Origin of the sequence: Stenotrophomonas sp. CASM114, assembly GCF_049384325.1 — a bacterium.
Lineage (GTDB): Bacteria > Pseudomonadota > Gammaproteobacteria > Xanthomonadales > Xanthomonadaceae > Stenotrophomonas > Stenotrophomonas muris.
This window is the reverse complement of record NZ_JBMRGJ010000011.1, coordinates 1-22,877: the sequence shown is the minus strand read 5'-3', so window position 1 is coordinate 22,877 and position 22,877 is coordinate 1. Positions and strand designations below refer to the sequence as shown.

Annotated in this window: 18 protein-coding genes; 13 read left to right on the top strand and 5 right to left on the bottom strand. The window is 68.1% G+C overall.

Annotated elements, in window-relative coordinates:
* Positions 1 to 6: 6 nt before the first annotated feature.
* From VG566_RS12275 to tkt, 7 genes are all read left to right on the top strand, one after another.
* Positions 7 to 936: a DUF58 domain-containing protein gene (locus VG566_RS12275; RefSeq protein ID WP_241884259.1), complete on the top strand. Its 930-nt coding sequence runs from the start codon at positions 7 to 9 to the stop codon at positions 934 to 936.
* Positions 933 to 1,382, top strand: a complete 450-nt coding sequence (locus VG566_RS12270; RefSeq protein WP_069118378.1) for a DUF4381 family protein — start codon at positions 933 to 935, stop codon at positions 1,380 to 1,382. The genes VG566_RS12275 and VG566_RS12270 overlap by 4 nt, the downstream gene beginning before the upstream one ends.
* Positions 1,379 to 2,383: a vWA domain-containing protein gene (locus VG566_RS12265; RefSeq protein ID WP_014648252.1), complete on the top strand. Its 1,005-nt coding sequence runs from the start codon at positions 1,379 to 1,381 to the stop codon at positions 2,381 to 2,383. Before VG566_RS12270 ends, VG566_RS12265 begins: the two co-directional genes overlap by 4 nt.
* On the top strand, positions 2,380 to 4,218 hold the full coding sequence (locus VG566_RS12260) for a VWA domain-containing protein (RefSeq protein ID WP_241884260.1): 1,839 nt from the start codon (positions 2,380 to 2,382) through the stop codon (positions 4,216 to 4,218). Before VG566_RS12265 ends, VG566_RS12260 begins: the two co-directional genes overlap by 4 nt.
* Positions 4,215 to 5,930, top strand: coding sequence for a BatD family protein (locus tag VG566_RS12255; protein WP_241884261.1), 1,716 nt, complete (start codon positions 4,215 to 4,217; stop codon positions 5,928 to 5,930). Before VG566_RS12260 ends, VG566_RS12255 begins: the two co-directional genes overlap by 4 nt.
* Positions 5,931 to 5,987: 57 nt before the next feature.
* Positions 5,988 to 7,307 carry a dicarboxylate/amino acid:cation symporter gene (locus VG566_RS12250; RefSeq protein WP_014648249.1) on the top strand — a complete coding sequence of 440 codons (1,320 nt, stop codon included), beginning with the start codon at positions 5,988 to 5,990 and terminating at the stop codon, positions 7,305 to 7,307.
* 214 nt (positions 7,308 to 7,521) lie between these two features.
* Entirely contained in the window at positions 7,522 to 9,519 is a 1,998-nt protein-coding gene (gene tkt / locus VG566_RS12245) for a transketolase (RefSeq protein WP_014648248.1), read from the top strand.
* Between the two features lie 125 nt (positions 9,520 to 9,644).
* Here the strand turns inward: tkt and VG566_RS12240 are convergent, their stop codons facing one another.
* Positions 9,645 to 11,597 (bottom strand): acetyl-CoA hydrolase/transferase C-terminal domain-containing protein, encoded by a 1,953-nt coding sequence (locus tag VG566_RS12240; RefSeq protein WP_049406588.1) that lies wholly within the window; start codon positions 11,595 to 11,597, stop codon positions 9,645 to 9,647.
* Positions 11,598 to 11,630: 33 nt separating this feature from the next.
* Positions 11,631 to 12,188, bottom strand: coding sequence for a flavin reductase family protein (locus VG566_RS12235; protein ID WP_241884262.1), 558 nt, complete (start codon positions 12,186 to 12,188; stop codon positions 11,631 to 11,633).
* Positions 12,189 to 12,306: 118 nt separating this feature from the next.
* Here VG566_RS12235 and VG566_RS12230 point away from each other — a divergent pair, with 118 nt between their 5' ends.
* Genes VG566_RS12230 through VG566_RS12220 form a run of 3 tightly spaced genes read left to right on the top strand, consistent with a single transcriptional unit; the run spans position 12,307 to position 14,466 of the window.
* Positions 12,307 to 12,672: a BlaI/MecI/CopY family transcriptional regulator gene (locus VG566_RS12230; RefSeq protein WP_014648244.1), complete on the top strand. Its 366-nt coding sequence runs from the start codon at positions 12,307 to 12,309 to the stop codon at positions 12,670 to 12,672.
* Positions 12,665 to 13,906, top strand: coding sequence for a M56 family metallopeptidase (locus tag VG566_RS12225; RefSeq protein WP_134967047.1), 1,242 nt, complete (start codon positions 12,665 to 12,667; stop codon positions 13,904 to 13,906). The genes VG566_RS12230 and VG566_RS12225 overlap by 8 nt, the downstream gene beginning before the upstream one ends.
* Positions 13,903 to 14,466, top strand: a complete 564-nt coding sequence (locus VG566_RS12220; RefSeq protein ID WP_241884263.1) for a hypothetical protein — start codon at positions 13,903 to 13,905, stop codon at positions 14,464 to 14,466. The genes VG566_RS12225 and VG566_RS12220 overlap by 4 nt, the downstream gene beginning before the upstream one ends.
* Positions 14,467 to 14,519: 53 nt before the next feature.
* Here the strand turns inward: VG566_RS12220 and VG566_RS12215 are convergent, their stop codons facing one another.
* The 3 genes from VG566_RS12215 to VG566_RS12205 all read right to left on the bottom strand — a co-directional run bounded on the left by VG566_RS12215 (position 14,520) and on the right by VG566_RS12205 (position 17,338).
* Entirely contained in the window at positions 14,520 to 15,320 is an 801-nt protein-coding gene (locus VG566_RS12215; RefSeq protein ID WP_014648241.1) for an MBL fold metallo-hydrolase, read from the bottom strand.
* Between the two features lie 11 nt (positions 15,321 to 15,331).
* Positions 15,332 to 16,150, bottom strand: coding sequence for a S1/P1 nuclease (locus VG566_RS12210; protein ID WP_241884264.1), 819 nt, complete (start codon positions 16,148 to 16,150; stop codon positions 15,332 to 15,334).
* A gap of 558 nt (positions 16,151 to 16,708) precedes the next feature.
* A complete protein-coding gene (locus VG566_RS12205) occupies positions 16,709 to 17,338 on the bottom strand; it encodes an OmpW/AlkL family protein (RefSeq protein WP_014648239.1) in 630 nt (209 codons plus the stop codon).
* Between the two features lie 192 nt (positions 17,339 to 17,530).
* Between VG566_RS12205 and gap the strand changes: the two genes are divergently transcribed.
* From gap to VG566_RS12190, 3 genes are all read left to right on the top strand, one after another.
* Positions 17,531 to 18,535, top strand: a complete 1,005-nt coding sequence (gene gap / locus VG566_RS12200) for a type I glyceraldehyde-3-phosphate dehydrogenase (RefSeq protein WP_005414333.1) — start codon at positions 17,531 to 17,533, stop codon at positions 18,533 to 18,535.
* A gap of 125 nt (positions 18,536 to 18,660) precedes the next feature.
* Complete coding sequence (locus VG566_RS12195) at positions 18,661 to 21,339, top strand: DUF2339 domain-containing protein (RefSeq protein ID WP_241884265.1); 2,679 nt, start codon at positions 18,661 to 18,663, stop codon at positions 21,337 to 21,339.
* Positions 21,336 to 22,712 carry a DUF3999 domain-containing protein gene (locus tag VG566_RS12190; RefSeq protein ID WP_241884266.1) on the top strand — a complete coding sequence of 459 codons (1,377 nt, stop codon included), beginning with the start codon at positions 21,336 to 21,338 and terminating at the stop codon, positions 22,710 to 22,712. The genes VG566_RS12195 and VG566_RS12190 overlap by 4 nt, the downstream gene beginning before the upstream one ends.
* The last annotated feature ends 165 nt before the right edge of the window (positions 22,713 to 22,877 follow it).

Sequence of the window (22,877 nt, the reverse complement as noted above, 5' to 3'; positions counted from 1 at the left end):
CTGCGCATGACCGATCCATCCCTGGAACAGGCACCGTCCGCGCTCGAAGGTGACGGGCTGCGCCCGCAGCTGGCCGAACTGGTCGCGCTACGGCGGCTGGCACAGCGTCCGCCGCCGCCGCGCCGTGGCCGCACCGGCAACGCGGGCCAGGCACCGTCCCAACTGCGCGGCCGCGGCATGGAATACGCCGAGTCGCGCGAATATGTGGCTGGCGACGACGCGCGCCACATCGATTGGCGCGTGACTGCGCGCACCGGCCGCGCCCATACCAAATTGTTCCAGGCCGAGCGCGAGCGGGTCAGCCTGATCGTGGCCGATACGTCGCCGGCGCTGTACTTCGGCACGCGCGTGCGCTTCAAATCGGTGCAGGCCGCCCGTGCCGGTGCGGTTGCCGCGTGGTCGGCGCAGCGCCGCTGCGACCGCGTGGGTGCGCTGCGCGGCAGCGATCGCGAAGCGCCGATTGCCCCCGCGGGCGGGCCACGCGGCGTGCTGCGCGTGCTCGACGCGCTGACCCGCTGGTATGCACAGCCGCCGGCCGACGATCTGGGCCTGGCGCGCGCACTGGATCATGCCGGTCGCGTGCTGCGCCCGGGGGCACGCATGCTGGTGCTGGCCGATCCGCAGCAGGCCATCCGTATTCCTCCCGCGCGCTGGAGCGCGCTGGCCCAGCATCACGATCTCAGCCTGGTGCTGCTGGTTGATCCGCTGGAACTGCATCCCCCCTCGGCGGCGCTGCAGTTCCAGACCGCACAGCAGCGCATCGGCCTCGACCTGCGCCGCAGTGAAGTGCAGGCGCATTGGCAGGCACACTTCGTCGAACCGCTGCAGGAACTGCGGCGCCAGCTCGGCGCACGCCGTGTCGATGTGCAGGTGCTGTCCACGGATGCGCCCAGCGACGCGTGGCTGGCGCCATCACCGACCGAGGTGCCGGCGTGAGCGCCGCGCTGCCGCTGCGCGATGTGCAGTTGCCACCGGCACCTTCATGGTGGCCGCCTGCCCCCGGTTACCTGATGGTCGGCGCGGCGGTTGTGCTGGTGCTGTTGGTGATCGCCGTGCTGATGTGGCGGCGTCGCCGTCGCCGCCAGCGTTGGTTGCAGCTGTTCGATAGCGAACTGGCAGCCACCACCGACGCTGCGGCCGAACTGGCGGCCATTGCCGGATTGCTGCGCCGTGCCGCACGCCATGCAAAGCCGGGCAGTGAATCGCTGCGCGATGATGCCTGGTGGCAGCGTGTAGACCCGCAGGGCACGTTGCCCGATGCGCGTCGCAGCCTGCTGGCCGAAGGCGCGTATCGCCCACGCGTCGACAGCAACGACGTGGCGGCCGTGCGCAGCTGGGCCCGCGAGCGCTATCTGGCGATGCTGCTGGAGCGCCGCCGATGAACCTCTGGACGACCTATTGGCCATGGCCGGACCTGCAGCTGGCATGGCCACTGGCATTGCTCGCGCTACCGTTGCCGTTGTTGATGCGCTGGTGGAAGCGCCGTGCAGAACCGGGCGCCGCGCTGCGTGTGCCCTACGCCGCCGCCGAGCTCGAAGCGCTGTCCGGTGGGGGCCGCGTCGACGTGTCGTGGCTGCGCACGCTGCTGCTATGGCTGGGCTGGTGCGCGCTGTGCATCGCGCTGGCACGGCCGCAGCAGCTGGGCGAAGCCATCACGCCGCCGCAGCAGGGCCGGCAGATGATGCTGGCGATGGACGTGTCCGGCAGCATGGGCGAGGGTGACATGGTGCTGGGAGCCCAGGCGGTTGATCGCCTCACCGCGGCCAAGGCCGTGCTGGCCGACTTCCTGGATCGTCGTGCCGGCGACCGCGTCGGCCTTCTGATTTTCGGTGATCGCGCCTACACGCTTACGCCGCTTACCGCAGACCTGGCCAGCGTGCGCGATCAGCTGCGCGACAGCGTGGTCGGCCTGGCCGGGCGCGAGACCGCCATCGGTGATGCCATCGGCCTGGCAGTGAAGCGCCTGCGCAGCCAGCCGGAGGGACAGCGCGTGCTGATCCTGTTGACCGATGGTGTCAGCAACGCCGGGGTGCTGGAGCCGCTGCGCGCCGCGGAAGTCGCGCGCGCCGAAGGCGTGCGCATCCACACGGTTGCATTCGGCGGCGATGGCAGCATGCGCCTGTTTGGTATCCCGATTTCCACCGACCAGGACCCGGTCGATGAGGCCACCCTGAAGAAGATCGCCAGCATGACCGGTGGCCAGTTCTTCCGCGCGCGTGACACCGCGCAGCTGGCCGGGATCTACGCCGAGCTCGATCGCCTGGAGCCGGTCGCCGCGAAGGGGCCGAGCCTGCGTCCGCGCGAAGAACGCTATGCCTGGCCGTTGGGGCTGGCGTTGCTGCTGGGCGTGCTGGCCTGGCTGTGGCCGGAGCGTCGCCGATGATCGCGTTTGCTTCGAATCTCCCCGATTGGAGCGCATTGCACTTCCTGCGACCGGCGTGGTTGTGGGCGCTGCTGGCGTTGCCCCTGATCCTCGCGCTCGCGGTGTACCGGCAGCGACGCAGTGATGCGTGGCGGCAGGCGGTGGACGCACACCTGTTGCCACATCTGCTGGCCGCGGGCGCGAAGCGGCGAGTGCGCCTGCCATGGGCGCTGCTGCTGGGCTGGACACTGGCATCGCTGGCCATGGCCGGGCCGAGCTGGCGCCAGCAGGCACAACCGATGTTCCAGCCCAGCGCACCGTTGCTGGTGGTGCTGGACCTGTCCAGCCGGATCACGGCAACCGATCTTCCGCCGTCGCGCCTGCTGCAGGCGCGGGCGAAAGTGGGCGAGCTGCTGCGCGCGCGCCAGGGCGGGCAGGTGGGGCTGGTGGTGTATGCCGATGATGCCTACACCGTGGCGCCGCTGACCGACGACGGCAGCAATGTTGCGTTGTATCTGGATGCGCTGTCGCCGGACGTGATGCCGCGTGATGGCCAGCGTGCCGACCGCGGCATCGACTGGGCGACACGCTTGATGCGGCAGATCGGCGCGTTGCAGGGGCAGATCCTGCTGGTCAGCGATCAGGCGGACAGCGAAGCTGCACTGGCGGCGGCGCAGGCACGCAGCCTGGGCCTGCAGGTGTCGGTGCTGGGCCTGGGCACGCCTGCCGGTGCGGCCTACCGCGATGGCAATGGGCAGATCCGCCAGGCCGCGCTGGATGAGGGCAGCCTGCGTGCAGTCGCCACTGCCGGTGGCGGCCGCTATGCGCGCATCTCTGCCGATGACAGCGATCTGCGTGTGCTCGGTGTACTCGACGCGCGCGACGGCACGGCGGCGCAGCGGCCGGGCGAAGGCAAGCAGTGGCGTGACGAAGGCTTCTGGTTGCTGCCGCCGGTGATGCTGCTGGCATTGCTGGCCTTCCGCCGTCGCGCGGTGCTGGCCGCGGTGCTCGCGGTGGGTCTGCTGCCATGGATGAATGACGCGCAGGCGCAGGCCCCTGCGACGCCTGTCTCGCAGCCGGCGCAGGGCACGCTGTGGAAGCGCAGCGACCAGCTGCAGCATCAACGCCTGGCCGAGGGGGTTCAGGCCTACCGCAAGGGCGACTTCGCCACTGCACGCAGACAGTTCGAAGGCATCGACAGCGATGCCGGTTGGTACAACCTGGCCAACACGCTTGCACGCGAAGGCAACTACGACGAAGCGATCGCCGCCTACGACCGCGCACTGGCGCTGCATCCGGGCATGGCCGATGCAGTGGCCAACCGCGCCGTGGTCGATGCCGCACGCAAGCGCAGGCCATCCGGGGGCGGCCAAGGCCAGGATCAACAGAAGCCACCGCAGAACGGGCAGCAGAAGCAACCGCAGGGCCCGCAGGGCCAACAGAACCCACAGGGACAGCCGAAGCAGGGCCAGCAGCAACCCGGCCAGGGCCAGCCGCCGTCGGGCCAGCAGGGCCAGCCCAAGGCGGGTGACAACAACGCGCAGTCGGAGCCTCAGCCTGGCGAACGTGGCCGCGATGGCCAGCAGGCACCGCCGCAGGTGGAAGATGCCAAGGCGCAGGCGCAGGCCGATGAACAGCAGCGCCAGCGCATGCAGCAGGCGATGCAGCAGGCACGCGAGGGTGAGGCCGGCAAGGACGGCAAACCGGTACCGGGCAGTGAGGGCCGCACGCCGCGCCAGCGCGAGGAGCAACAGGCGGTGGAGGCATGGATGCGGCGTGTGCCGGATGATCCGGGCGCATTGCTGCGGGCCAAGTTCCAGCTGGAAAACGAACGCAGGAAGAGGGAAGGGCGATGACGCGGTCGATCAACATGCACGGGCACCGGCCTCGACAGGTACTGGCGGCGCTGCTGTTGTGGCTGCCGCTGCTGGCCTGGGCGCAGCCGCGCGCGTGGCTGGACCGCGACCGCATCGCGATGGGCGACACGGTCACGCTCAATATCGAGAGCGACCAGGGCGCCCCTGACTTCACGCCATTGCGCACCGACTTCGACCTGAGCGGGCAGACCAGCAGCCGCCAGGTGGAATGGAGCAATGGCAGCATGCAGCAGCGCAACCTGTATGGCGTGGCGCTGACACCACGACGTAGTGGTTCGCTGGTGGTACCGGGCCTGCAGGTGGGCAGTGTGCGCACCGCACCGCTGACGCTGCAGGTCGATGCGGCCGCCGTGGCGGGGCCCGACAGCAATGCGATGGCCTTCATCGAAACCGTTGTCGATGACGATACGCCGTATGTGCAGCAGAGCGTGGGCGTGGTGGTGCGGCTGTACTTCGCCTCGCAGCTGGCCTCCGGCGAGCTGGTGCTGGATACCCCGGCGGGCGCGTCGTTGCAGCGTGTGGGCGACGACCGCACCGATGTACGCCAGGTCAACGGGCGCCGCTACAACGTGGTCGAACGGCGTTTCCTGCTGATCCCCGAGCGCAGCGGCGCGTTGCGCCTGGCCGGTGCCCGTTTCAGTGGGCGCAGTGCGGGTGGCTTCTTCGACGACTTCTTCGGCGGTGGCGATGGCCGCATGAATGCCACCGGCGCAGACCGCACGCTGCAGGTGCAGGCCCAGCCGGCGCAGGCCCCGCAGCCGTGGCTGCCACTGCAGAGCCTGCAGCTGCGCTACACCAGTGCGCCGACCAGTGCCCGCACCGGTGAGGCCGCCAACGTGGTGGTCGAAGCGGTTGCCGAAGGCGCGACGCGCGCGCAGTTCACCGACCTGCCGGTGCCGGATGTCGGCACCAATGCGCAGGTGTTCGCCGAACCGGCACAGTACGAAGAGACCTTCAACGGCAGCACGCCGCGCCTGAAGATCACCCGCCGCTATTCGATCGTGCCGCGCCAGCCGGGTTCGCTGGTGGTGCCGGGGCCGCGCCTGCCCTGGTGGGATGTGCGTAACGGCAAGGCGCAGGAGGCGAAGCTGCCGGACCTGACGCTGGCCGTCGCGGCCGGCACCGGCACCGGCACTGCCTCACCGGCGCCATTGCCGCCGATCGACACCGATGCCGCGCTGCCGGGCGCCGATGGCCGGGACAGCCGCATCGCCGCGACCGATCCGCGTGCCAGCGGCCTGTCCGAGCGTCCGTGGCCGTGGATGGCGGCGGCCATCGGCCTGGCGTTGCTGTGGCTGCTGACTCTCCTGTGGGGCTGGCAGCGAGGTCGGCGCCCGCGCGCAGTGGCGCCAGTAGCGGGCAAGGCCTCTGTGCCGACTGCGGCGGGCGGGCGTGCCGGCCTGGCAGAACTGCGCCGCGCGCTGGATGGCGAGGGCTTCGACCAGGTGGAAGCACAGCTGTGTGCGATGGCTGGTGTGGAACGCATCGAGCAGGTCATCGCGCGGCTTGGGGATGCAGCCCAGCGTCAAGTGCTACAGGACCTGCAGCAGGCGCGGTGGGGCGGGCAGGGGGATCTGGCGCCGCTGCGCACGCGCCTGCGCGAGGTCTTCCGTGACGGACCGCACTGGTCGGCGGCTGCGGGCACCGCCGACACTGACCTGGCGCCGCTGTATCCGCCGCGGCGAACCTGAACCGGCGCCGCTTGCGCGCTTTGTTAGAGTGCATTCATTTTTCGAGGAAACCCGCGTATGACAGCAGCTGCTGCCGACAAGAAGAAGTTGCCCCTGCATTGGAAGATGGGCATCGGCTTTGCGATCGGCCTGGTCCTGGGACTGATCGTGCACGCCCTGGGCGGCAGCGTCGATGGTCTGCAGGCTGGTGCCAAGTGGGTAATGGACTACGTCACCACCCCGGCGTCGGGCCTGTTCCTCAACCTGATCTTCATGCTGATCGTGCCGCTGATCTTCTCGGCGCTGATCATGGGCGTGTCGGAGATGGGCGACATCCGCGCCCTCGGCCGCATCGGCTGGAAGACCCTGGCCTACACCGTGCTGCTGTCCGGCATCGCGGTGGGCATCGGCCTGGTGCTGGTCAACCTGCTCAAGCCGGGCGCGGGCGTCGATCCGCAGACTGCGGCACTGATGCTCTCGGAGAACGCCGAGCGCAGCAAGGAAATCGTCGCTGGCATCCACGGCACGCCGAAGGGCATGGACATGCTGCTGTCGATCGTGCCGAGCAACGTGCTGCAGGCCGCGTCGGACAACGGCGCGATCCTGTCGCTGATGTTCTTCGCGCTGATGTTCGGCATCGGCATGGTGCTGACCGACAATGAAAAGGTTGCCCCGCTGCGCCGCGCCATCGAAGGCGTGTTCGAAATCTCGATGACCCTGATCAACCTGGTCATCCGCCTGGCCCCTTATGCGGTGGCCTGCTTCATGTTCAACCTGGCCGCGCTGTTCGGCTTCGAGTTGATCATCCGCCTGGGTGCCTATGTGGGCGTGGTGGTGCTGGCGCTGGGCCTGCACATGATCGTGACCTACGGTACCGCGGTGTGGCTGTCCGGCCGCTCGCCGCTGTCGTTCTTCCGCGATACCCAGGAAGCAACGGTGATGGCGTTCTCCACCGCCTCCAGCAATGCCACCCTGCCGACCGCGCTGCGCGTGGCCGACCAGATGGGCTTGCCGCAGCGCGTGTCGCGCTTCGTGCTGACCGTGGGTGCCACCGCCAACCAGAACGGCACCGCGCTGTTCGAGGGCGTGACGGTGATCTTCCTGGCCCAGTTCTTCGGCGTGGACCTGAGCATCGGCCAGCAGATCATGGTGATGGCGGTCTGCATCCTCGGTGGCATCGGTACCGCCGGCGTGCCGTCGGGATCGCTGCCGGTGGTGGCGATGATCTGCGCGATGGTCGGTGTGAATCCGCTGGGCATCGGCCTGATCCTGGGCGTGAATCACTTCCTGGACATGTGCCGTACCGCGCTGAACGTGACCGGCGACCTGGCCCTGACCACGCTGGTGGCCAAGGGCGAGTCGCACGATGGCCCGGCGCTGGGTCCGCAGCAGGACTGAGTCCAACGCCACTGCTGGCGACCTGATCGGGGTCGGATTCCTTTCCGCAGGGGAAAGGGCTCCGGCCCCTTTCACATGCGGAATCCGGCGGAGATCATGACGTGCCGGCCAGCGGCCGGCACGACCGGGCAAGGTGAACTGACCCCCCGCCCGGCGACTATGGGACAATAGGCCGCCCGCACGTCCGCGGCCGCCTCCCGATTCCGACAGAACCATGACGCAGCCTACCCGTCGCCAGTTGGCCAACGCCATCCGCTTCCTTGCCGCCGATGCGGTTGAAACCGCAAAGTCCGGCCACCCCGGCATGCCCATGGGCATGGCCGACATCGCCGAAGTCCTCTGGAACGACTACCTCCGCCATAACCCGAGCAACCCGCACTGGTTCAACCGCGACCGTTTCGTGCTGTCCAACGGCCACGGTTCGATGCTGCAGTACGCGCTGCTGCACCTGAGCGGCTACGACCTGCCGATCGAGCAGCTGAAGCTGTTCCGCCAGCTGGGCAGCCACACCGCCGGTCACCCGGAACGCCACGAGACCCCGGGCGTGGAGACCACCACCGGCCCGCTGGGCCAGGGTTTCGCCAACGCCGTGGGCTTCGCCCTGGCCGAGAAGCTGCTGGCACAGCGCTTCAACCGTCCGGAGCTGGAAGTGGTCGACCACCGCACCTGGGTGTTCATGGGCGATGGCTGCCTGATGGAAGGCGTGTCGCATGAAGCGGCCTCACTGGCCGGTACCTGGGGCCTGCACAAGCTGGTCTGCTTCTGGGACAACAACCACATCTCCATCGACGGCAATGTCGAGGGCTGGTTCACCGACAACACCCCGGAGCGTTTCGAGGCCTATGGCTGGAACGTGGTCCGCGACGTCGATGGCCATGACCCGGACAGCATCAAGGCCGGCATCGAGGCCGCGCTGTCGCAGAGCGACAAGCCGACCCTGATCTGCTGCCGCACTACCATTGGTTTTGGTTCGCCGAACAAGGCGGGCAAGGAATCCAGCCACGGTGCACCGCTGGGCAAGGACGAGCTGGAAGCCACCCGCAAGCAGCTGGGCTGGGAATACGGCCCGTTCGAGATCCCGCAGGCGATCTACGACGGTTGGCGCGCCAATGGCGCCGGCACCCTGCGCCAGGCCGAGTGGGAACAGCTGTTCGACAAGTACGCCAGCCAGTACCCGGCTGAAGCAGCCGAACTGACCCGCCGCTCGCATGGCGAACTGCCGGCCGACTTCGTTGCCAAGGCCGATGCGTACATCGCCCAGGTGGCCGCGGAAGGCCCGACGATCGCCTCGCGCAAGGCCTCGCAGCTGGCCATCGAAGCCTATGCCCCGCTGCTGCCGGAAATCGTCGGCGGCTCGGCCGACCTGGCGCACTCCAACCTGACCCTCTGGAAGGGCAGCAAATCGGTTGCCAGCGACGACGCCAACGCCAACTACGTGTACTACGGCGTGCGCGAGTTCGGCATGACCGCCATTGCCAACGGCCTGGCCCTGCACGGTGGCTTCATTCCGTTCGACGCCACCTTCCTGGTGTTCAGCGATTACGCCCGCAATGGCGTGCGCATGAGCGCGCTGATCCCGGCGCACGCCATCCACGTCTACACCCACGACTCGATCGGCCTGGGCGAAGACGGCCCGACCCACCAGCCGGTGGAGCACCTGGCCTCGCTTCGCTACATCCCGAACAACGACGTGTGGCGTCCGTGCGATGCGGTCGAGTCGGCGGTGAGCTGGAAGGCCGCGATCACCCGCCAGGACGGCCCGAGCTGCCTGGTGTTCAGCCGCCAGAACCTGCCGCACCAGCCGCGCAGCGCCGAGCAGATCGCGCAGATCGAGCGCGGCGGTTACGTGCTGGCCGATGCCGCCGGCACCCCGGATGTGATCCTGATCGCCACCGGTTCGGAAGTCTCGCTGGCCACCGAAGCCAAGGCCCAGCTGGACGCGGCTGGTCTCAAGACCCGCGTGGTCTCGATGCCGTCCACCGACGTGTTCCTGCGCCAGGATGCGGCCTACCGTGAATCGGTGCTGCCGAACGCCGTGCGCAAGCGCGTGGCCGTGGAAGCCGGCGTCACCGGTTTCTGGCGCCAGTTCGTCGGCCTGGACGGTGCCGTGATCGGTATCGACACCTTCGGTGCCTCCGCCCCGGCCGACCAGCTGTACAAGCACTTCGGCATCACCACCGCGCACGTGGTGGAAGCCGCCAAGGCGCTGTAAGCAGCATCGCGACGTAATGAGGAAAGGCCGGCGCACGCCGGCCTTTTCTTTGCCGCAGGAAAAAGGGGACGGAGGGGATTAAGTCGTTTGTGCACAAACGACTTAATCCCCTCCGTCCCCTTTTCTCAGGCGGTGCGCGCCAGTGCCAGCCGCAGCAGGCGCGCGTCCAGGCGTTCGGCGAAATCCTTCGGTGCCTGCAGGCCCATGCGCTGCAGGTACACCGCATCGCCGTCGCCGGCCGGTTGCCGTAGTGCTGCCCAGACGGTACGCAGCTTGTCGCCGCGGGTCTGCGTATTGGCCTTCAGCCACGCCAGCGCTTTCACCAGCACCTGCTCGATCTCGTTGAAGTCACTGCCCAGCGGATAGTCCGGCAGGCTGCCATCGGCGCGGAACGGGGCCAGCGCCGCTGTCAGCGCCTGCGGCGTATTGCGCTGCTGCCGCTGCGGATCCGGTTGCGCGACCGCCAGCAGTTTGCGCGAAGCGTGCGCCTGCTGCAGCAGGCCGCCCTGGAACGGGGCCTCGGTGATTGCGGTCATCGCATGCACGCAGTCCTCGTCGGTCAGTCCGCGCAGGTCGGCAATGCCGTATTCGTTGAGGTAGATGTCGCGCAGGTGGCGCGGAATGGTGGTGTGCCCGTAGTTCCAGCGCACGTTGGATTCGCGTCGGCCCTTGTCATCGCGCGCGGCGCGGAACATCAGCACGCTGCGGGCTTCCGGCAGGGCATGTGCCATCGCCACGAAGTTGTACTGGCCGCCCACACCGGATACCACGCGTCCATCGTCCAGCGCGTCGGACACCGCCGCGCCCAGCGCGGTGGCCATCATGCAGGAGTTGAAGAAGCGCGCATGGCGGCGCTGCAGGCGTTCCAGCGTTTCGTTGCCGCCGTACAGCTGGTTGATCTCGCTGATGCGGCGCATGCCGATCGCACGGCACTCGTCCTCTGGCAGCGTGCGCAGCCACTCGTAGAATTCCGGCGAGCCCAGGTAGAACGCGCCGTGCAGGTACTCACCTTCGGCCGCCAGTGTGGCGTGGTCGATCGACAGCGTGCTGCCGTTCTCGATGCGCTGCATCAGCGCCAGGTCATCGTGTACCTTGCGCTTGATCACCCCGGTCTGCACCAGCCTGCGGAAGCCCTCGTTGAGCATCTCGCTGCAGCCGTACAGGCCCACTTCGAACGGGTCCACGCCGCCGATCTCCTGCACCAGCGGGTGGCTGGCCAGCTGCGGATCCAGCGCGTGCAGCACGCGGCGGTAGCGCGCGTTGTCGGTGTGGCGCAGCACCAGCGCATGGCTGAGCGCGTCGGCCAGCGTACCGATGCCGATCTGCAGCGTGCCGCCATCGCGCACCAGCGTGCTGGCGTACAGGCCGATGGCGTAGTCGACATCGCCGACCGGCTGCCGCGGCAGCCCGAACAGCGCCGGGTACGGCGGCGGTGGGGTGATCACCAGATCGAAGAACGAGACATCGACCGTGGCCGAGCCGCCCAGGTAGGGCAACTGGGGATCGATCTCGGCAATCAGCAGCGGACGCGGCAGGCCACGCGCGGTCATCGCGTCCAGCGTGTCCTGGGTGATGTCGTTGTTGCACGACAGGGAAAGCCGGCGGTCGTTCGGGCGCATCGCCACTTTCTGCACGATCACCTGTGGCGCGCGCTGCGCCACCGCATCGGCGGCGTGGGTGTAGTTCAGGCTGGTATAGCTGGACTGCGCCTGGCGCGACCCGAGCAGGGCGCCGGATTGCATGTAGAACTCTTCCACCTGCACATGTGCCGGCAACGCGTCGCGTGCGATCGCATCGGCATAGGCCAGGCGCGGGAAGTCGTCGCCGAAATGGCGCTGCGCGAACGGCGCCAGGAAGCGCGCCTCCAGGCCGTTGCCCCGCGCCTTCGGCGGATTCAGCGACAGCGCGGTATACAGCTGCAGCGGCCGCGACGGATCGTGCTCGACGCGCGCGTAGAGGGCATTGAGCAGCCGATGCGGCTTGCCCAGTGCCAGCGGTGCCCCGATCCGCAGCGGCCCGTCCACGCGCGCAAACAACCAGTCGACGGCGGCGTCCAGGTCGGTGAGGTGTTCGGTCATGCGCGGCGGTCCTGCGTCGGGGGAGTGCGGGCATTACAGCATGTCGGGCTTGAACCGCCGTCGACGCGAGACTTCCGCGCCGGCCACCATGAACTGCCCATCGCCGCGGTAATGCACCGTGCGCGGCAGTTTCGGCCGGGGCGCAACATGGGCATGCACGATTTCCCAGATGAACAGATTGCTCGCTGCCACCTGGCTGTCGTCGTACAGGCGGCATTCGAAGCACGAATGGCATTGGCCGACCAGTGGCGCGCCGACCTCACGCGCGGGCAGTGCGTCGAGCCCGAAACGGGCGAACTTGTCGACCTCGCGGCCGCTGCAGTTGCCGATGTCCACCACGGTATCGAGCAGCTCCACCCCGGGCACGTTGATCACGCACTCGCCGCTGCCGCGCGCCAACGCGTGGCTGTGGTTTGCGTCCCACAGGTAGGTGGCGACCAGTGAAGGCGATAAGCCCATGACCATGTGCCAGCCCATCGTCATCAGGTTGCGCTGGCCGTGCCATGCCGTGCTGACCAGCACGATCGGGCCGGGTTCGAGGAAGCGGCGGGCCTGCTCGACCGGGAAATCCTTCTTCGGCAGTGCTTTCATCCGGGGCCAGGGGCGGGAGGAACCGATGCTGGCGCAGCCGGGATGAACCCGGAGTCGAGGGGCTTGACAGGCAGTTCGATTACGCGCGTAATCAACCCGTCGATTACGGATGTAAACAATGACCCCGATCAGCGAAGCCGAAGCCGTCGTGATGGAGGTGCTGTGGCAGCAGGCACCGCGTAGTGCCGATGACGTGGTGGCCGCGCTGGCCCATCGCGACTGGGCCGAGCCGACCATCAAGACCCTGCTCAACCGCCTGCTGACCAAGGGCGCGATCACTGCCGAGCGCGATGGACGGCGTTACCTGTACCGGCCGCTGCTGCAGCGACAGGCGTGGGTGGAGGCGCAGAGCCAGGACTTCATCGGCCGTGTCTTCGAAGGGCGCGTGGCGCCGCTGGTCGCGCACTTCAGTGAACGGGGCCAGCTGAGCGCGCAGGACATCGCCGAACTGAAGAAGCTGATCCAGGAGCTGGACCATGACTGAGCTGCTCGACGGACTGTGGCGGGCCAGCCTGTGGCTGGCCGTGGGTGTGGTCCTGCTGGCGGTGCTGCGACCGCTGCTGGTGCGGTTGGGGGGCGCTGGGCTGGCCTACCGCAGCTGGTGGCTGCTGCCGCTGCTGCTGGTCGCCCTGACGCTGCCATTGCCACAGGTTGCGGTGTTGCAGCAGGTACCCACGCTGCCGCTGAAAGTGATGCCCGGTGCCCTCGATGCCATGAGCGGGCCCTCGTTGCCATGGGCCGGGCTGTTGTTCGCGCTGTGGGCATTGGGTGCGGGCATCCGCCTGTTGCGCGACCTGCACGCACAACATCGTTTCGAACGGAGCATGGGCCCACTGACGCCGCGCACCGATGGCAGCTGGCAGGCCAGCGGCGATCCCGGCTTGCCCGCGCTGGTTGGCCTGTGGCGCCCACGCATCGTGGTTGGTCCCGACTTCGACCTGCAGTTCACCGCACAGGAACAGAGCTTGATCCTGCAGCACGAGCGCAGCCATCACCGTCATGGCGATCACTGGGCCAACGGTGCGCTGCTGCTGGTGCGCGCGGTGTTCTGGTTCCACCCGCTTCTGCCGTGGGCTGCGGGCCGCTTCCTGCGCGACCAGGAACTGGCCTGCGATGCCCGCACCATGGCTCCGCAGCCGGCGCTGCGCGGCCTCTACGCCAGCACGCTGCTGAAGGCGCAGCTGGTCCACCCGGTTGCGCCCGCGGTCTGCCATTGGCGCAGCCAACCCGTGTTGAAGGAGCGTATCGCCATGTTGAAGCAGTCCAAGCGGAAGGCATTGCCGTGGGTGTCCGGGCAGGTGCTGGTGGTCGGGTTGTGTGTGGGCATGGGCGCGGTGGCATGGGCCAGCCAGGGCGGCGCGGCCGGGAGCCCGGGGATCGGTGTCGAGCCGTTCGAGCACGCTGAGGAAGATGCGGCCAAGGCTGGGCTGGACCGTCCGATCCAGATCGACAGGATGCCACCGCCGTCCTATCCGAAATCCGCGTTCGAGCAGCGCCAGGTAGGTGTGGTGAACCTGCGCGTGGAGGTGGATGCGCAGGGGCGTCCCAGCGATGTCCGCGTGCTCAGTGCCACCAATCCGGGCGTGTTCGATGCGGTGTCGATCGCTGCGGCACGCAGCTGGACCTATCGGCCGGCGATGAAGAACGGTAAGCCGGTTGCAGCGGCGGTGAAGATTCCGATCACGTTCGCCATGGACAACACCGAGGACACCCAATGAAGTCCGCTGCGCTGATCATGGTGGCAGCGCTGCTGGTGGGGTGTGCGAGCCAGGACCGCCTGACCACGGTGGATACCCGCAGCGAAAATGTCGGCCACCAGCGCCTGCAGCCGCAGGCGGGCAGCGGCGGTGGACAGTCGCAGGTGTATTCGCTGGGTGCGACCGAAGGCTACCGGATGCCGCAGCTGTACGCGGCACCGGACCCGGAGGTTGGCGATCGTGACCCGCGCGCGGAACTGGCGCCGACCACGATCTGCCTGCAGGTCGTGGTTGATGCCAATGGCGCCGTGGAGCGAAGCCTGCCATTGACCGATCGTCCGGAGTGCGCGGCAGGTGCTGCGGGCGAGAATGCGCCCCTGCTGCAGGCTGCCCAGGAAGCCGTGGCGATGTGGAAGTACTCGTCCGCAGCGGTCTGCCACTTCGCGGCGGGCAAGGTGCCTGCCGACCGCGGTGACTGCCGGGGCGCCGAGCGCGTCGAGCCGGTAGCGGTCACCCTGCAGTACGCCTTCACGTTCGAGATCGTGAAGGGCCAGCACGTGGTGCGGATGCAGGGAAAATGAACGCTCGCGGTCCGTGATGGAAACCGATGGCGCCGGGCTCTGCCCGGCGTACGTCAGGCCCCGCCCTGGATATTGGCCTTTACCGCAGGCTGCATCAGCTTCGGTTCTTCCAACGTCGCATCGCGGGCCTGGCGCACGCTGACGAACTCCGCCTCGGCCACGCCGTCGTGCACGTGGATGTTGTGCGCGCGCTGTTCACCGATGGTGGTTTCGTTGGCGAAGTCGCGGCCGCCCGGGCCGTAGTCGTGGCAGACGAACACGCGGGTGGCATCCGGCAGGGCCAGCAGGCGCTGGATCGAGCGGTACAGCTGTGCGGCATCACCGCCGGGGAAGTCGCAGCGGGCAGTGCCGCCGTCGGGCATGAACAGCGAGTCGCCAGTGAACAGCGCATCGTCGATCAGGTAGGCGATGCTGTCGCTGGTGTGGCCAGGCACGGCGATCACCTGGCAGCGCAGTTCGCCCAAAGTGAAGGTCTCGCCGTCACTGAACAGGTGGTCGAAGATTTCATCGGCGCCCGGAAGCTGCAGGCCATAGCGTGGCGCAAACGTCGCCTGCACCGCACGGATGCCTTCACCGATAGCCAGCGTGGCCTGCGGAAAGCGCTGCTTGAGTCGGCGCCCGGCCGACACATGGTCGGCGTGGGCATGCGTCTCCAGCAGCCAGCGCAGCTGCAGGCCCTGTTGTTCGATGGCCTGCAATGCCGCGCGCAGCGGTGATTCGCTGCTGGCGTCGGTGTCCGGGTCGTAGTCCAGGACCGGATCGATCAGCGCCGCCTCGCCGCTGGCCGGGTCGCTGACCAGGTAGCTGAAGGTGTTGCTGTCACGGTGGAAGAACGACTGCACCTGGACCGGCATTGGAGCTCTCCTCAGCGCGTGCCGAGCACGCGGTTCAGCAACTGCGCCAGGTTTTCACCGGCCAGCCGCAGCTGCGCTTCGGCCAGCGGCCGGTAGCGCTCGGTGTACTCGTCACCGATTTTACGCGAGGCCGGATAAACGCCAGGTTGCATGGAGATGCGGCAGCTGGCCTCGGCCCAGGCCTGCGGGTCGCGCTGCGGGTTGGACTGGCGTGCCAGCTTCGGTACGCGCTGGCTCTGCAGCACCGGCAGGTAGCCGGTATCGTCCAGCTTGCGGGTGTTGAGCATGCCGCTGTCCCACAGCGAGTGCAGGTTGGTACCGCGGTTGCCGAACTGCAGCTGGAAATCATTGCCGCCCTTGTCGTGGGCGTAGCCGGCGTGCATCGGCTGGTGGATGTCGCCGACCAGGTGCACGACGAACTTCAGCGCCTGCAGGCGCTCGCCGTCAGTCAGGCTGCGGTCGCCCAGAATGGCGCTCTGCGCCTTGAGGGCTTCGACGATGCAGTTGCCGTTCCTGCAGTGCTTCGGTGCTTCGTAGTGGCAGTCGTCTTCGGCAATGTTGACGTAGTGCCAGCCGGCCGAGCGACGGCCCAGGCCCGGGTCCTTGGCGCGCAGCTGGTCGGCCCAGGGCGCGATGCTGGCCAGGGTGGCGTCCGGTTCGGTGGCCAGCAGGCGGTCCACTTCGGCGCGGGCGGCGGGGGTGAGGCGGGCGTCGGCGACTTCGGCGACAAGGCGGTGGCCTTGCGCGCCCCAGGCATGGGCAGGGGCGGAGACGGACAGCAGGGCCGGCGCCAGGGCGGCGGCGAGGAACAGGGAGTGCAGGGCTTTCATGCGCCCATTCTAGCGGGGTAGGTGGATTGAAGAGCGGCGCGTTCCTGTTCCGAAGTGGAAGCGTAGAGGGAGGGGCGGCGGGACACGCCGTAAATCCGTCCCTGGGGGCTCGATGGCGCCATCCATGGCGCCAACGGTCCCGCCGCCCCTCCCTCTGCGCTCCCCTCCAAACATGGCCGCGGAGGCGGATGCAAACGTCAAATGCAACATCAAAAACAAATGCAGGATCAAAATCGGCCTCCTGCAATTACAGGCAATCACTGCGCCTCGGATGCACGGGTTCTGCTCTTGCCTTTGCTTGAGCTGGTACGCACGCGGTGATGGGAAGGGGCAAGGCGGGGAGCGGAGCCGGGACCGTTGGCGCCATGGATGGCGCCATCGAGCCCCCAGGGATGGGTTTACGGCGTGTCCCGGCTCCGCTCCCTGCCTTGCCCCAGCTCCGGAACCGCTTCAGTCCCAGGCACAAAAAAGCCCCGGCAATTACCGGGGCAACATGCTGCGAGGGTTCTGCGTGTAGCGGGGGAGCGGGGGCGAAGCCCCCGCGCCCAATACACCGCTTTAGAACTTGAAGACGTACGAAGCGCCGTAGACCAGCGGATCGATGTTGACCGTGCCGATCTTCTCGCCGTTCAACTTCACCTTGCTGTCGATGTCGATCCAGCGCATGTCCACGCGCAGGGCGCCCTTCTCGCCGATCGCGAAGTCCACGCCGGCGTGTGCGGCCAGGCCCCACGAATCCTGCAGCTTCAGCTTGCTGCCGGCCAGCGCACCCGTAGTGTCTTCGCTGAAGAAGGTGGTGTAGTTCAGGCCGGCGCCGACGAACGGCGACACCTTGCCCTTGCTGTTGAAGTGGTACTGCAGGGTGACCACCGGCGGCAGCTGCTTGGTGCTGCCGACGCGGCCCAGGCCGTTGATGTTGATGTCGTGCTTGAACGGCAGCGCGGCCAGCACTTCGATGCCCAGGTTGTCGGCGATGAAGTACTCGCCGGTGATGGTCGGCTTGACGTCATTGTCGACGTCGACCTTCAGGGTGCCGCCGGCCAGCCAGCCGTTGTTCGACTTCGGCGCCACCTGGTGCACGCCGGCCGAGACGGTCCAGTCGCCCTTGGACTGGGCCATGGCCGGGGCGGCGGCGAGCGACAGGGCGGCGGCCAGGCTGGCCACGATCAGGGGGGAGGTCTTGCGCATGGGGGTGTTCTCGTTGCTGGGTGGATGGCGACAGTCTCGGCCTCACGCCGCGCTAACGCTTTGATCCGGATCAAATCCTGTCCGTGGGCCGGCCGGCGGTCCCGGCTGGCCCACGGTGGCCAGCGGCGGTTTGCTAGACTTGTGGGCCCTATCCATCCCGCCGCACCTGTCGCGGCCGCAGGAGCTTGAGAAATGGCAATCAAGGTTGGTATCAACGGTTTCGGTCGCATCGGGCGTAACGTCCTGCGCTCGGCGGTGCTGAACTTCGGCGACGACATCGAAATCGTGGCCATCAACGATCTGCTGGAGCCGGACTACCTGGCGTACATGCTCAAGTACGACTCCGTGCACGGCCGCTTCAAGGCCGACGTGGCGGTGCAGGGCAACGACCTGCTGGTCAACGGCAAGAAGATCCGCCTGACCCAGGAACGCGACCCGGCCAACCTGAAGTGGGATGAAGTCGGCGCTGATGTGGTGCTGGAAGCCACCGGCCTGTTCCTGACCAAGGAAACCGCGCAGAAGCACATCGATGCCGGCGCCAAGAAGGTCATCATGTCGGCCCCGTCGAAGGACGACACGCCGATGTTCGTGTACGGCGTGAACGACAAGACCTACGCCGGCCAGGCGATCATCTCCAACGCCTCGTGCACCACCAACTGCCTGGCCCCGCTGGCCAAGGTCATCAATGACAAGTGGGGCATCAAGCGCGGCCTGATGACCACCGTGCATGCGGCCACCGCCACCCAGAAGACCGTCGATGGCCCGTCCAACAAGGACTGGCGCGGCGGCCGTGGCATCCTGGAAAACATCATTCCCTCGTCCACCGGTGCGGCCAAGGCCGTCGGCGTGGTCATTCCGGAACTGAACAAGAAGCTGACCGGCATGAGCTTCCGCGTGCCGACCTCGGACGTGTCGGTGGTCGACCTGACCGTCGAGCTGGAAAAGGAAGCCACCTACGCCGAGATCTGCGCCGAAGTGAAGGCACAGAGCGAAGGCCCGCTGAAGGGCATCCTGGGCTACACCGAAGACAAGGTGGTGGCCACCGATTTCCGCGGCGAAACCTGCACCTCGGTGTTCGACGCCGATGCCGGCATCGCCCTGGACGGCACCTTCGTCAAGCTGGTGACCTGGTACGACAACGAGTGGGGCTACTCGAACAAGTGCCTGGAAATGGCCAAGGTCATCGCCGCCAAGTAAGGCCGGCGTAGATCGCAGACGAACCCCGGCCTGGCCGGGGTTCGTCGTTTAAGGGGCCCACCCTGTCGTAGCATGGGGCGGTCGACCGCTGCCGCTGTGGCGCGGGAACGCAATGGAAGCACGCAATGGAAGCACTGATCGCACTGGTCGTATTGGTCCTGTTGGCCATCCCCCTGCTGCTGGTGGTGGCGCTGGTGATGATCTCCGGCCTGCGCCGCCGCGTCGCGGCGCTGGAAAGCGCGATGGCCGCCGCGCCTGCCACCGCCAGGCCGGCCGCCAGCGCGCCCACGCCTGAACGGGCTGCGGCCACGCCCGCGGCCAGTGCCGATCCACCGTTCCTGCGGCCGGTCGCCGCTGCTGCGCCGCACCCCACGCAGCCACCGGTGCGCGAAGCAGCGCCGACCGAGGCGCCTGTTCCCCGACCTGCTGCGCCACCGCCGGTGCCACCGGTGCCGGTGCAGCCACCGCTGCCTTCCGAGCCGGCACTGCCCAACGTCATCGAGCGCGGCATCAGTGCGGTCAAGCGCTGGTTCACCGAAGGCAACGTGCCGGTCAAGATCGGCATGCTGGTGCTGCTTGCCGGTGTCGCTGCGCTGCTGAAGTACGTCAGCGACCAGGGCTGGCTGGTGTTGCCGATCGAGCTGCGCCTGGCCGGCATCACTGTGGGCGCGCTGGGCCTGCTGGCCTTTGGTTGGCACCAGCGCGAGCGCCGGCGCCTGTTTGCGCTGGCCTTGCAGGGCGGTGCCATCGGCGTGCTGCTGCTGACCATCTTCGCGGCCTTCAAGCGCTTCGACCTGATTCCCCCGGGCTTCGCCTTCGCCAGCTCCATTGCCCTGGTGGCCGGCCTGTGCGTGCTGGCGGTGGTGCAGAACTCGCGCACGCTGGCCGTGCTGGGGATCCTGGCCGGTTTCATGGCACCGCTGTGGCTGTCCACCGGCAGCGGCAATCACGTGGGGCTGTTCAGCTATTACGCGGTGCTCAACGCAGGCATTTTCGCCATCGCCTGGTTCCGCCCTTGGCGCGCGCTGAACCTGCTGGGCTTCGCCTTCACTTTCGGCATCGGCACCTTCTGGGGCGTGCTGCAGTACGTACCGGACAAGTTCAGCAGCACTGAGCCGTTCCTGCTGTTGTTCTTCGTGTTCTACCTGTTGATTCCGCTGCTGTACGCGCGCCGCCAGCCGGCCGGCCGGCGTGACCTGGTCGATGGCAGCCTGGTGTTCGGCACGCCGCTGGTCGCGTTCTCGCTGCAAGCGGGCATGCTGCACGCGCAACCGATGACGCTGGCACTGTGCGCGCTGGGCCTGGCCGCGATCTACGCGGTATTGGCCCGGGCGCTGATCGCACGCGCCTCCTATACCGTGCTGGCGCAGTCGCATGCCGTACTTGCGGTGGGTTTCGCCACGCTGGCGGTACCGCTGGCCTTGTCGGCGCGCGCCACCGGTGCGGTGTTTGCGCTGGAAGGTGCCGGGCTGGTGTGGCTGGGGCTGCGCCAGAAGCGCTGGCTGCCGCAGGCATCCGGCGCGTTGCTGCAGATCGGCGCCGCATTCGCCTTCGTTGCCGGTGGCGACCACTGGCACGAAGACCTGCGCTTCCTGATCAACCCGACCGCCATCGGCGCGCTGTTGCTGGCCCTGGCCGGCTTCGCGTCGGCGTGGAGCTACCAGCGCAGGCCACGTCATGAGGTCGCACTGGTGTACTACCTGTGGGGCCTGCTGTGGTGGCTGGGCGGCCTGGTCCATGAGATCACCCGCTTCTTCCCGTACCGCACCGAAGTGGACGCGTTGCTGGTGCTGGCCGCGGTCACTGCCTGGCTGGTGGCCGAAGTGCAGCGTCGCCGGCCGGCACGTGCACTGGGCGTGACCGCACTGGCCATGCTCGCGCTGGGCTTCCCGCTGGCCCTGATGCAGGGCGATGCACACCACCAGCCGTTCGCCGGTTATGGCGCGCTGGCCTGGGCGGTGTTCGCGGTGCTGGGCGTGCGGACCCTGCTGTGCCTGCGCCAGGGCGGCGATACCGTGGCCCGCATCGCGCAGTTCCTGTGGTGGCTGCTGTGGCCGTCGCTGCTTTCGCTGCTGGCCCTGTGGGGCGGTGGCGAAGCCGATCTGGCGCAGGGCTGGACGACCCTGCTGGTGACCTTGCCATGGCTGCTGATGGCGGCACTGTCGCTGTGGCGCTGGAATGCGCTGCGCTGGCCATTGGGACAGGCCTTCGACAGCGTGCGCGTCCCGCTGCAGTGCGTGCTGTTCGGCCTGCTGTCGATCGGCTGGCTGTTGGGCCAGCTGCTGCCGGGCGACGCCGCACCGCTGTTGTGGCTGCCGGTGCTGAATCCGGCCGAGATCGGCCAATGGTTGAGCCTGTTGCTGCTGGCGCGCTGGCTGTACAGCAATCAGGGATCGCAGGCCCCGCAGGCATTGCTGAACATCCGCATGCCGCTGCTGGCACTGGCGGCCTTCGTCGCGCTGACCAGCCTGGTGCTGCATGGCGTGCACCAGTGGGGTGGGCTGGCGTGGAACGCGTCGATGATGCGCTTCAGCCTGGCCCAGACCAGCCTGACCGTGTTGTGGAGCGTGCTGGGCGTGATTGCCTGGGTGTGGGGTTCGCGTCGTGGCCAGCGTGTGCTGTGGATGGTCGGTGCCGTGCTGATGGGCGTGGTACTGGCCAAGCTGGTTATTGTCGATCGCCATCACCTGGGCAACCTGCTGGGCATCGCATCGTTCATCGCCTACGGCCTGCTGTGCACGGTCGTGGGTTATCTGGCACCGGCTCCGCCGAGCGTGGCGCCGACCGTGGAGGAAAAGCAATGAGGAAGTGGAGCAGGGCGCTGCTGCCGGCGATGTTCGGCATGCTGGCCGCCGTCGTGGTGCAGGCGGCTGATTACCGCACGCAGTATGCCGAGCAATGGCCGCTCACATTGTCCAGCGCGCAGTCCGGTGCCTACCGCATCGTGCTGGAGCCGGCGATCTACCGCCGTGCCGTGAGCCCCGACCTCAGCGACCTGCAGGTGTTCAATGCAGCCAGCCAGCTGCTGCTGTCGGCACTGCTGGCGCCGGACCAGCCGCTGGCGCAACCGCCGGTGCAGCGTGAACTGCCGTGGTTCGTGCTGCCGCCGCTGGCCGATGCCCAGCGCAACGATCTGCAGCTGCTGACCGAGCGTGATACCGATGGGCGCGTGCGCCGGGTCGAAGCACGGGTGAGTGGCGGGGCGACGGCGAACGGGCAGGGCGGCTGGCTGATCGACGCCAGCATGCTCGACCAGCAGCCGCTGGCGGCGCTGGTGCTGGACTGGGCCGACAGCGGCCAGCCGCTGCAGGCGCAGGTTCAGCTGGATGCCAGTGATGACCTGCAGCACTGGCGATCGATGGGTCGCGACGTGCCGCTGGTGGATCTGCAGCGCGCCGGCAAGCGCCTGCTGCAGCGCCGCCTGCAGGTGGACGGCACTGCACGCTACCTGCGCATCCTGGCGCAGGGCGACTCGCGGCTGCCGACCCTGCGCGGCGTGTTGGCGGAACTGCCGCCAGCGCCGGCCACGCTGCCGTGGGAATGGCTGTCGCTGGAGCCGACGTCGAAGGGCAAGGGCGAATACACCTTCGAGATGGATGGCCGGTTCCCGGTGGCGCGCGCCGATGTGGCCAGCACCGATAACAGCCTGGTGCAATGGACGCTGTTCAGTCGTGATGACGAGAGTGCCGAGTGGCAGCGCCGCAGCGCGCCGTGGATCGCCTACCAGGTGCAACAGGGCACGCAGGGCCAGCGCCAGCAGTCGGCGGCGCAGCCGCTGGGCGGCGTGCACCGCGACCGCTACTGGAAGCTGGTGGCCAATCCGGCGGAATCTGCCACTGCGCCGACGCTGCGCCTGGGCTACCAACCGGAAGTGCTGGTGTTCCTGAGCCAGGGTGCGGCGCCCTACGCACTGGCGGTGGGCAGCGCGACCGCGCGCCGCACGGACGCGCCGATCGGGGTGTTGATCGAGGAACTTCGGCAGCGCAACGATCCGTCGTGGCAGCCGACGCTGGCGCGACTGGAAGGCAGCCCGGAGCCGCTGGCGGGCGATGCGGCGCTGAAGCCGCAGCATGACTGGAAGTCGTGGCTGTTGTGGGCGCTGCTGGGTCTGGGCGTGCTGGTGGTGGGTGGTCTGGCGCTCAGCCTGCTTCGGCAGAAGCCGACGCCTTCGGCGTAGGTTCCGGCGAACGGCGCAGCCCCTCGTGGGTGGCTGCAAAGCAGCTGGCCTCGCGTGATCGTCGTCGGCGTTGGCGCCTGATCGCGGCCTCGACCCTGCACGGCCTGGTGGCGGGGCTGGGCCTGGTGGCGATGCTGGCGTTGGCCCTGCACGCCGCCGAACAGC

Excerpts from the sequence above, each read along its gene's own strand:
- VG566_RS12190 (WP_241884266.1), top strand. The coding sequence starts at position 21,336 with ATGAGGAAGTGGAGCAGGGCGCTGCTGCCGGCGATGTTCGGCATGCTG.
- VG566_RS12205 (WP_014648239.1), bottom strand. The coding sequence starts at position 17,338 with ATGCGCAAGACCTCCCCCCTGATCGTGGCCAGCCTGGCCGCCGCCCTG.
- tkt (WP_014648248.1), top strand. The coding sequence starts at position 7,522 with ATGACGCAGCCTACCCGTCGCCAGTTGGCCAACGCCATCCGCTTCCTT.
- VG566_RS12230 (WP_014648244.1), top strand. The coding sequence starts at position 12,307 with ATGACCCCGATCAGCGAAGCCGAAGCCGTCGTGATGGAGGTGCTGTGG.
- VG566_RS12250 (WP_014648249.1), top strand. The coding sequence starts at position 5,988 with ATGACAGCAGCTGCTGCCGACAAGAAGAAGTTGCCCCTGCATTGGAAG.
- VG566_RS12275 (WP_241884259.1), top strand. The coding sequence starts at position 7 with ATGACCGATCCATCCCTGGAACAGGCACCGTCCGCGCTCGAAGGTGAC.
- VG566_RS12210 (WP_241884264.1), bottom strand. The coding sequence starts at position 16,150 with ATGAAAGCCCTGCACTCCCTGTTCCTCGCCGCCGCCCTGGCGCCGGCC.
- gap (WP_005414333.1), top strand. The coding sequence starts at position 17,531 with ATGGCAATCAAGGTTGGTATCAACGGTTTCGGTCGCATCGGGCGTAAC.
- VG566_RS12255 (WP_241884261.1), top strand. The coding sequence starts at position 4,215 with ATGACGCGGTCGATCAACATGCACGGGCACCGGCCTCGACAGGTACTG.
- VG566_RS12240 (WP_049406588.1), bottom strand. The coding sequence starts at position 11,597 with ATGACCGAACACCTCACCGACCTGGACGCCGCCGTCGACTGGTTGTTT.
- VG566_RS12235 (WP_241884262.1), bottom strand. The coding sequence starts at position 12,188 with ATGAAAGCACTGCCGAAGAAGGATTTCCCGGTCGAGCAGGCCCGCCGC.
- VG566_RS12195 (WP_241884265.1), top strand. The coding sequence starts at position 18,661 with ATGGAAGCACTGATCGCACTGGTCGTATTGGTCCTGTTGGCCATCCCC.
- VG566_RS12225 (WP_134967047.1), top strand. The coding sequence starts at position 12,665 with ATGACTGAGCTGCTCGACGGACTGTGGCGGGCCAGCCTGTGGCTGGCC.
- VG566_RS12265 (WP_014648252.1), top strand. The coding sequence starts at position 1,379 with ATGAACCTCTGGACGACCTATTGGCCATGGCCGGACCTGCAGCTGGCA.
- VG566_RS12220 (WP_241884263.1), top strand. The coding sequence starts at position 13,903 with ATGAAGTCCGCTGCGCTGATCATGGTGGCAGCGCTGCTGGTGGGGTGT.
- VG566_RS12215 (WP_014648241.1), bottom strand. The coding sequence starts at position 15,320 with ATGCCGGTCCAGGTGCAGTCGTTCTTCCACCGTGACAGCAACACCTTC.
- VG566_RS12260 (WP_241884260.1), top strand. The coding sequence starts at position 2,380 with ATGATCGCGTTTGCTTCGAATCTCCCCGATTGGAGCGCATTGCACTTC.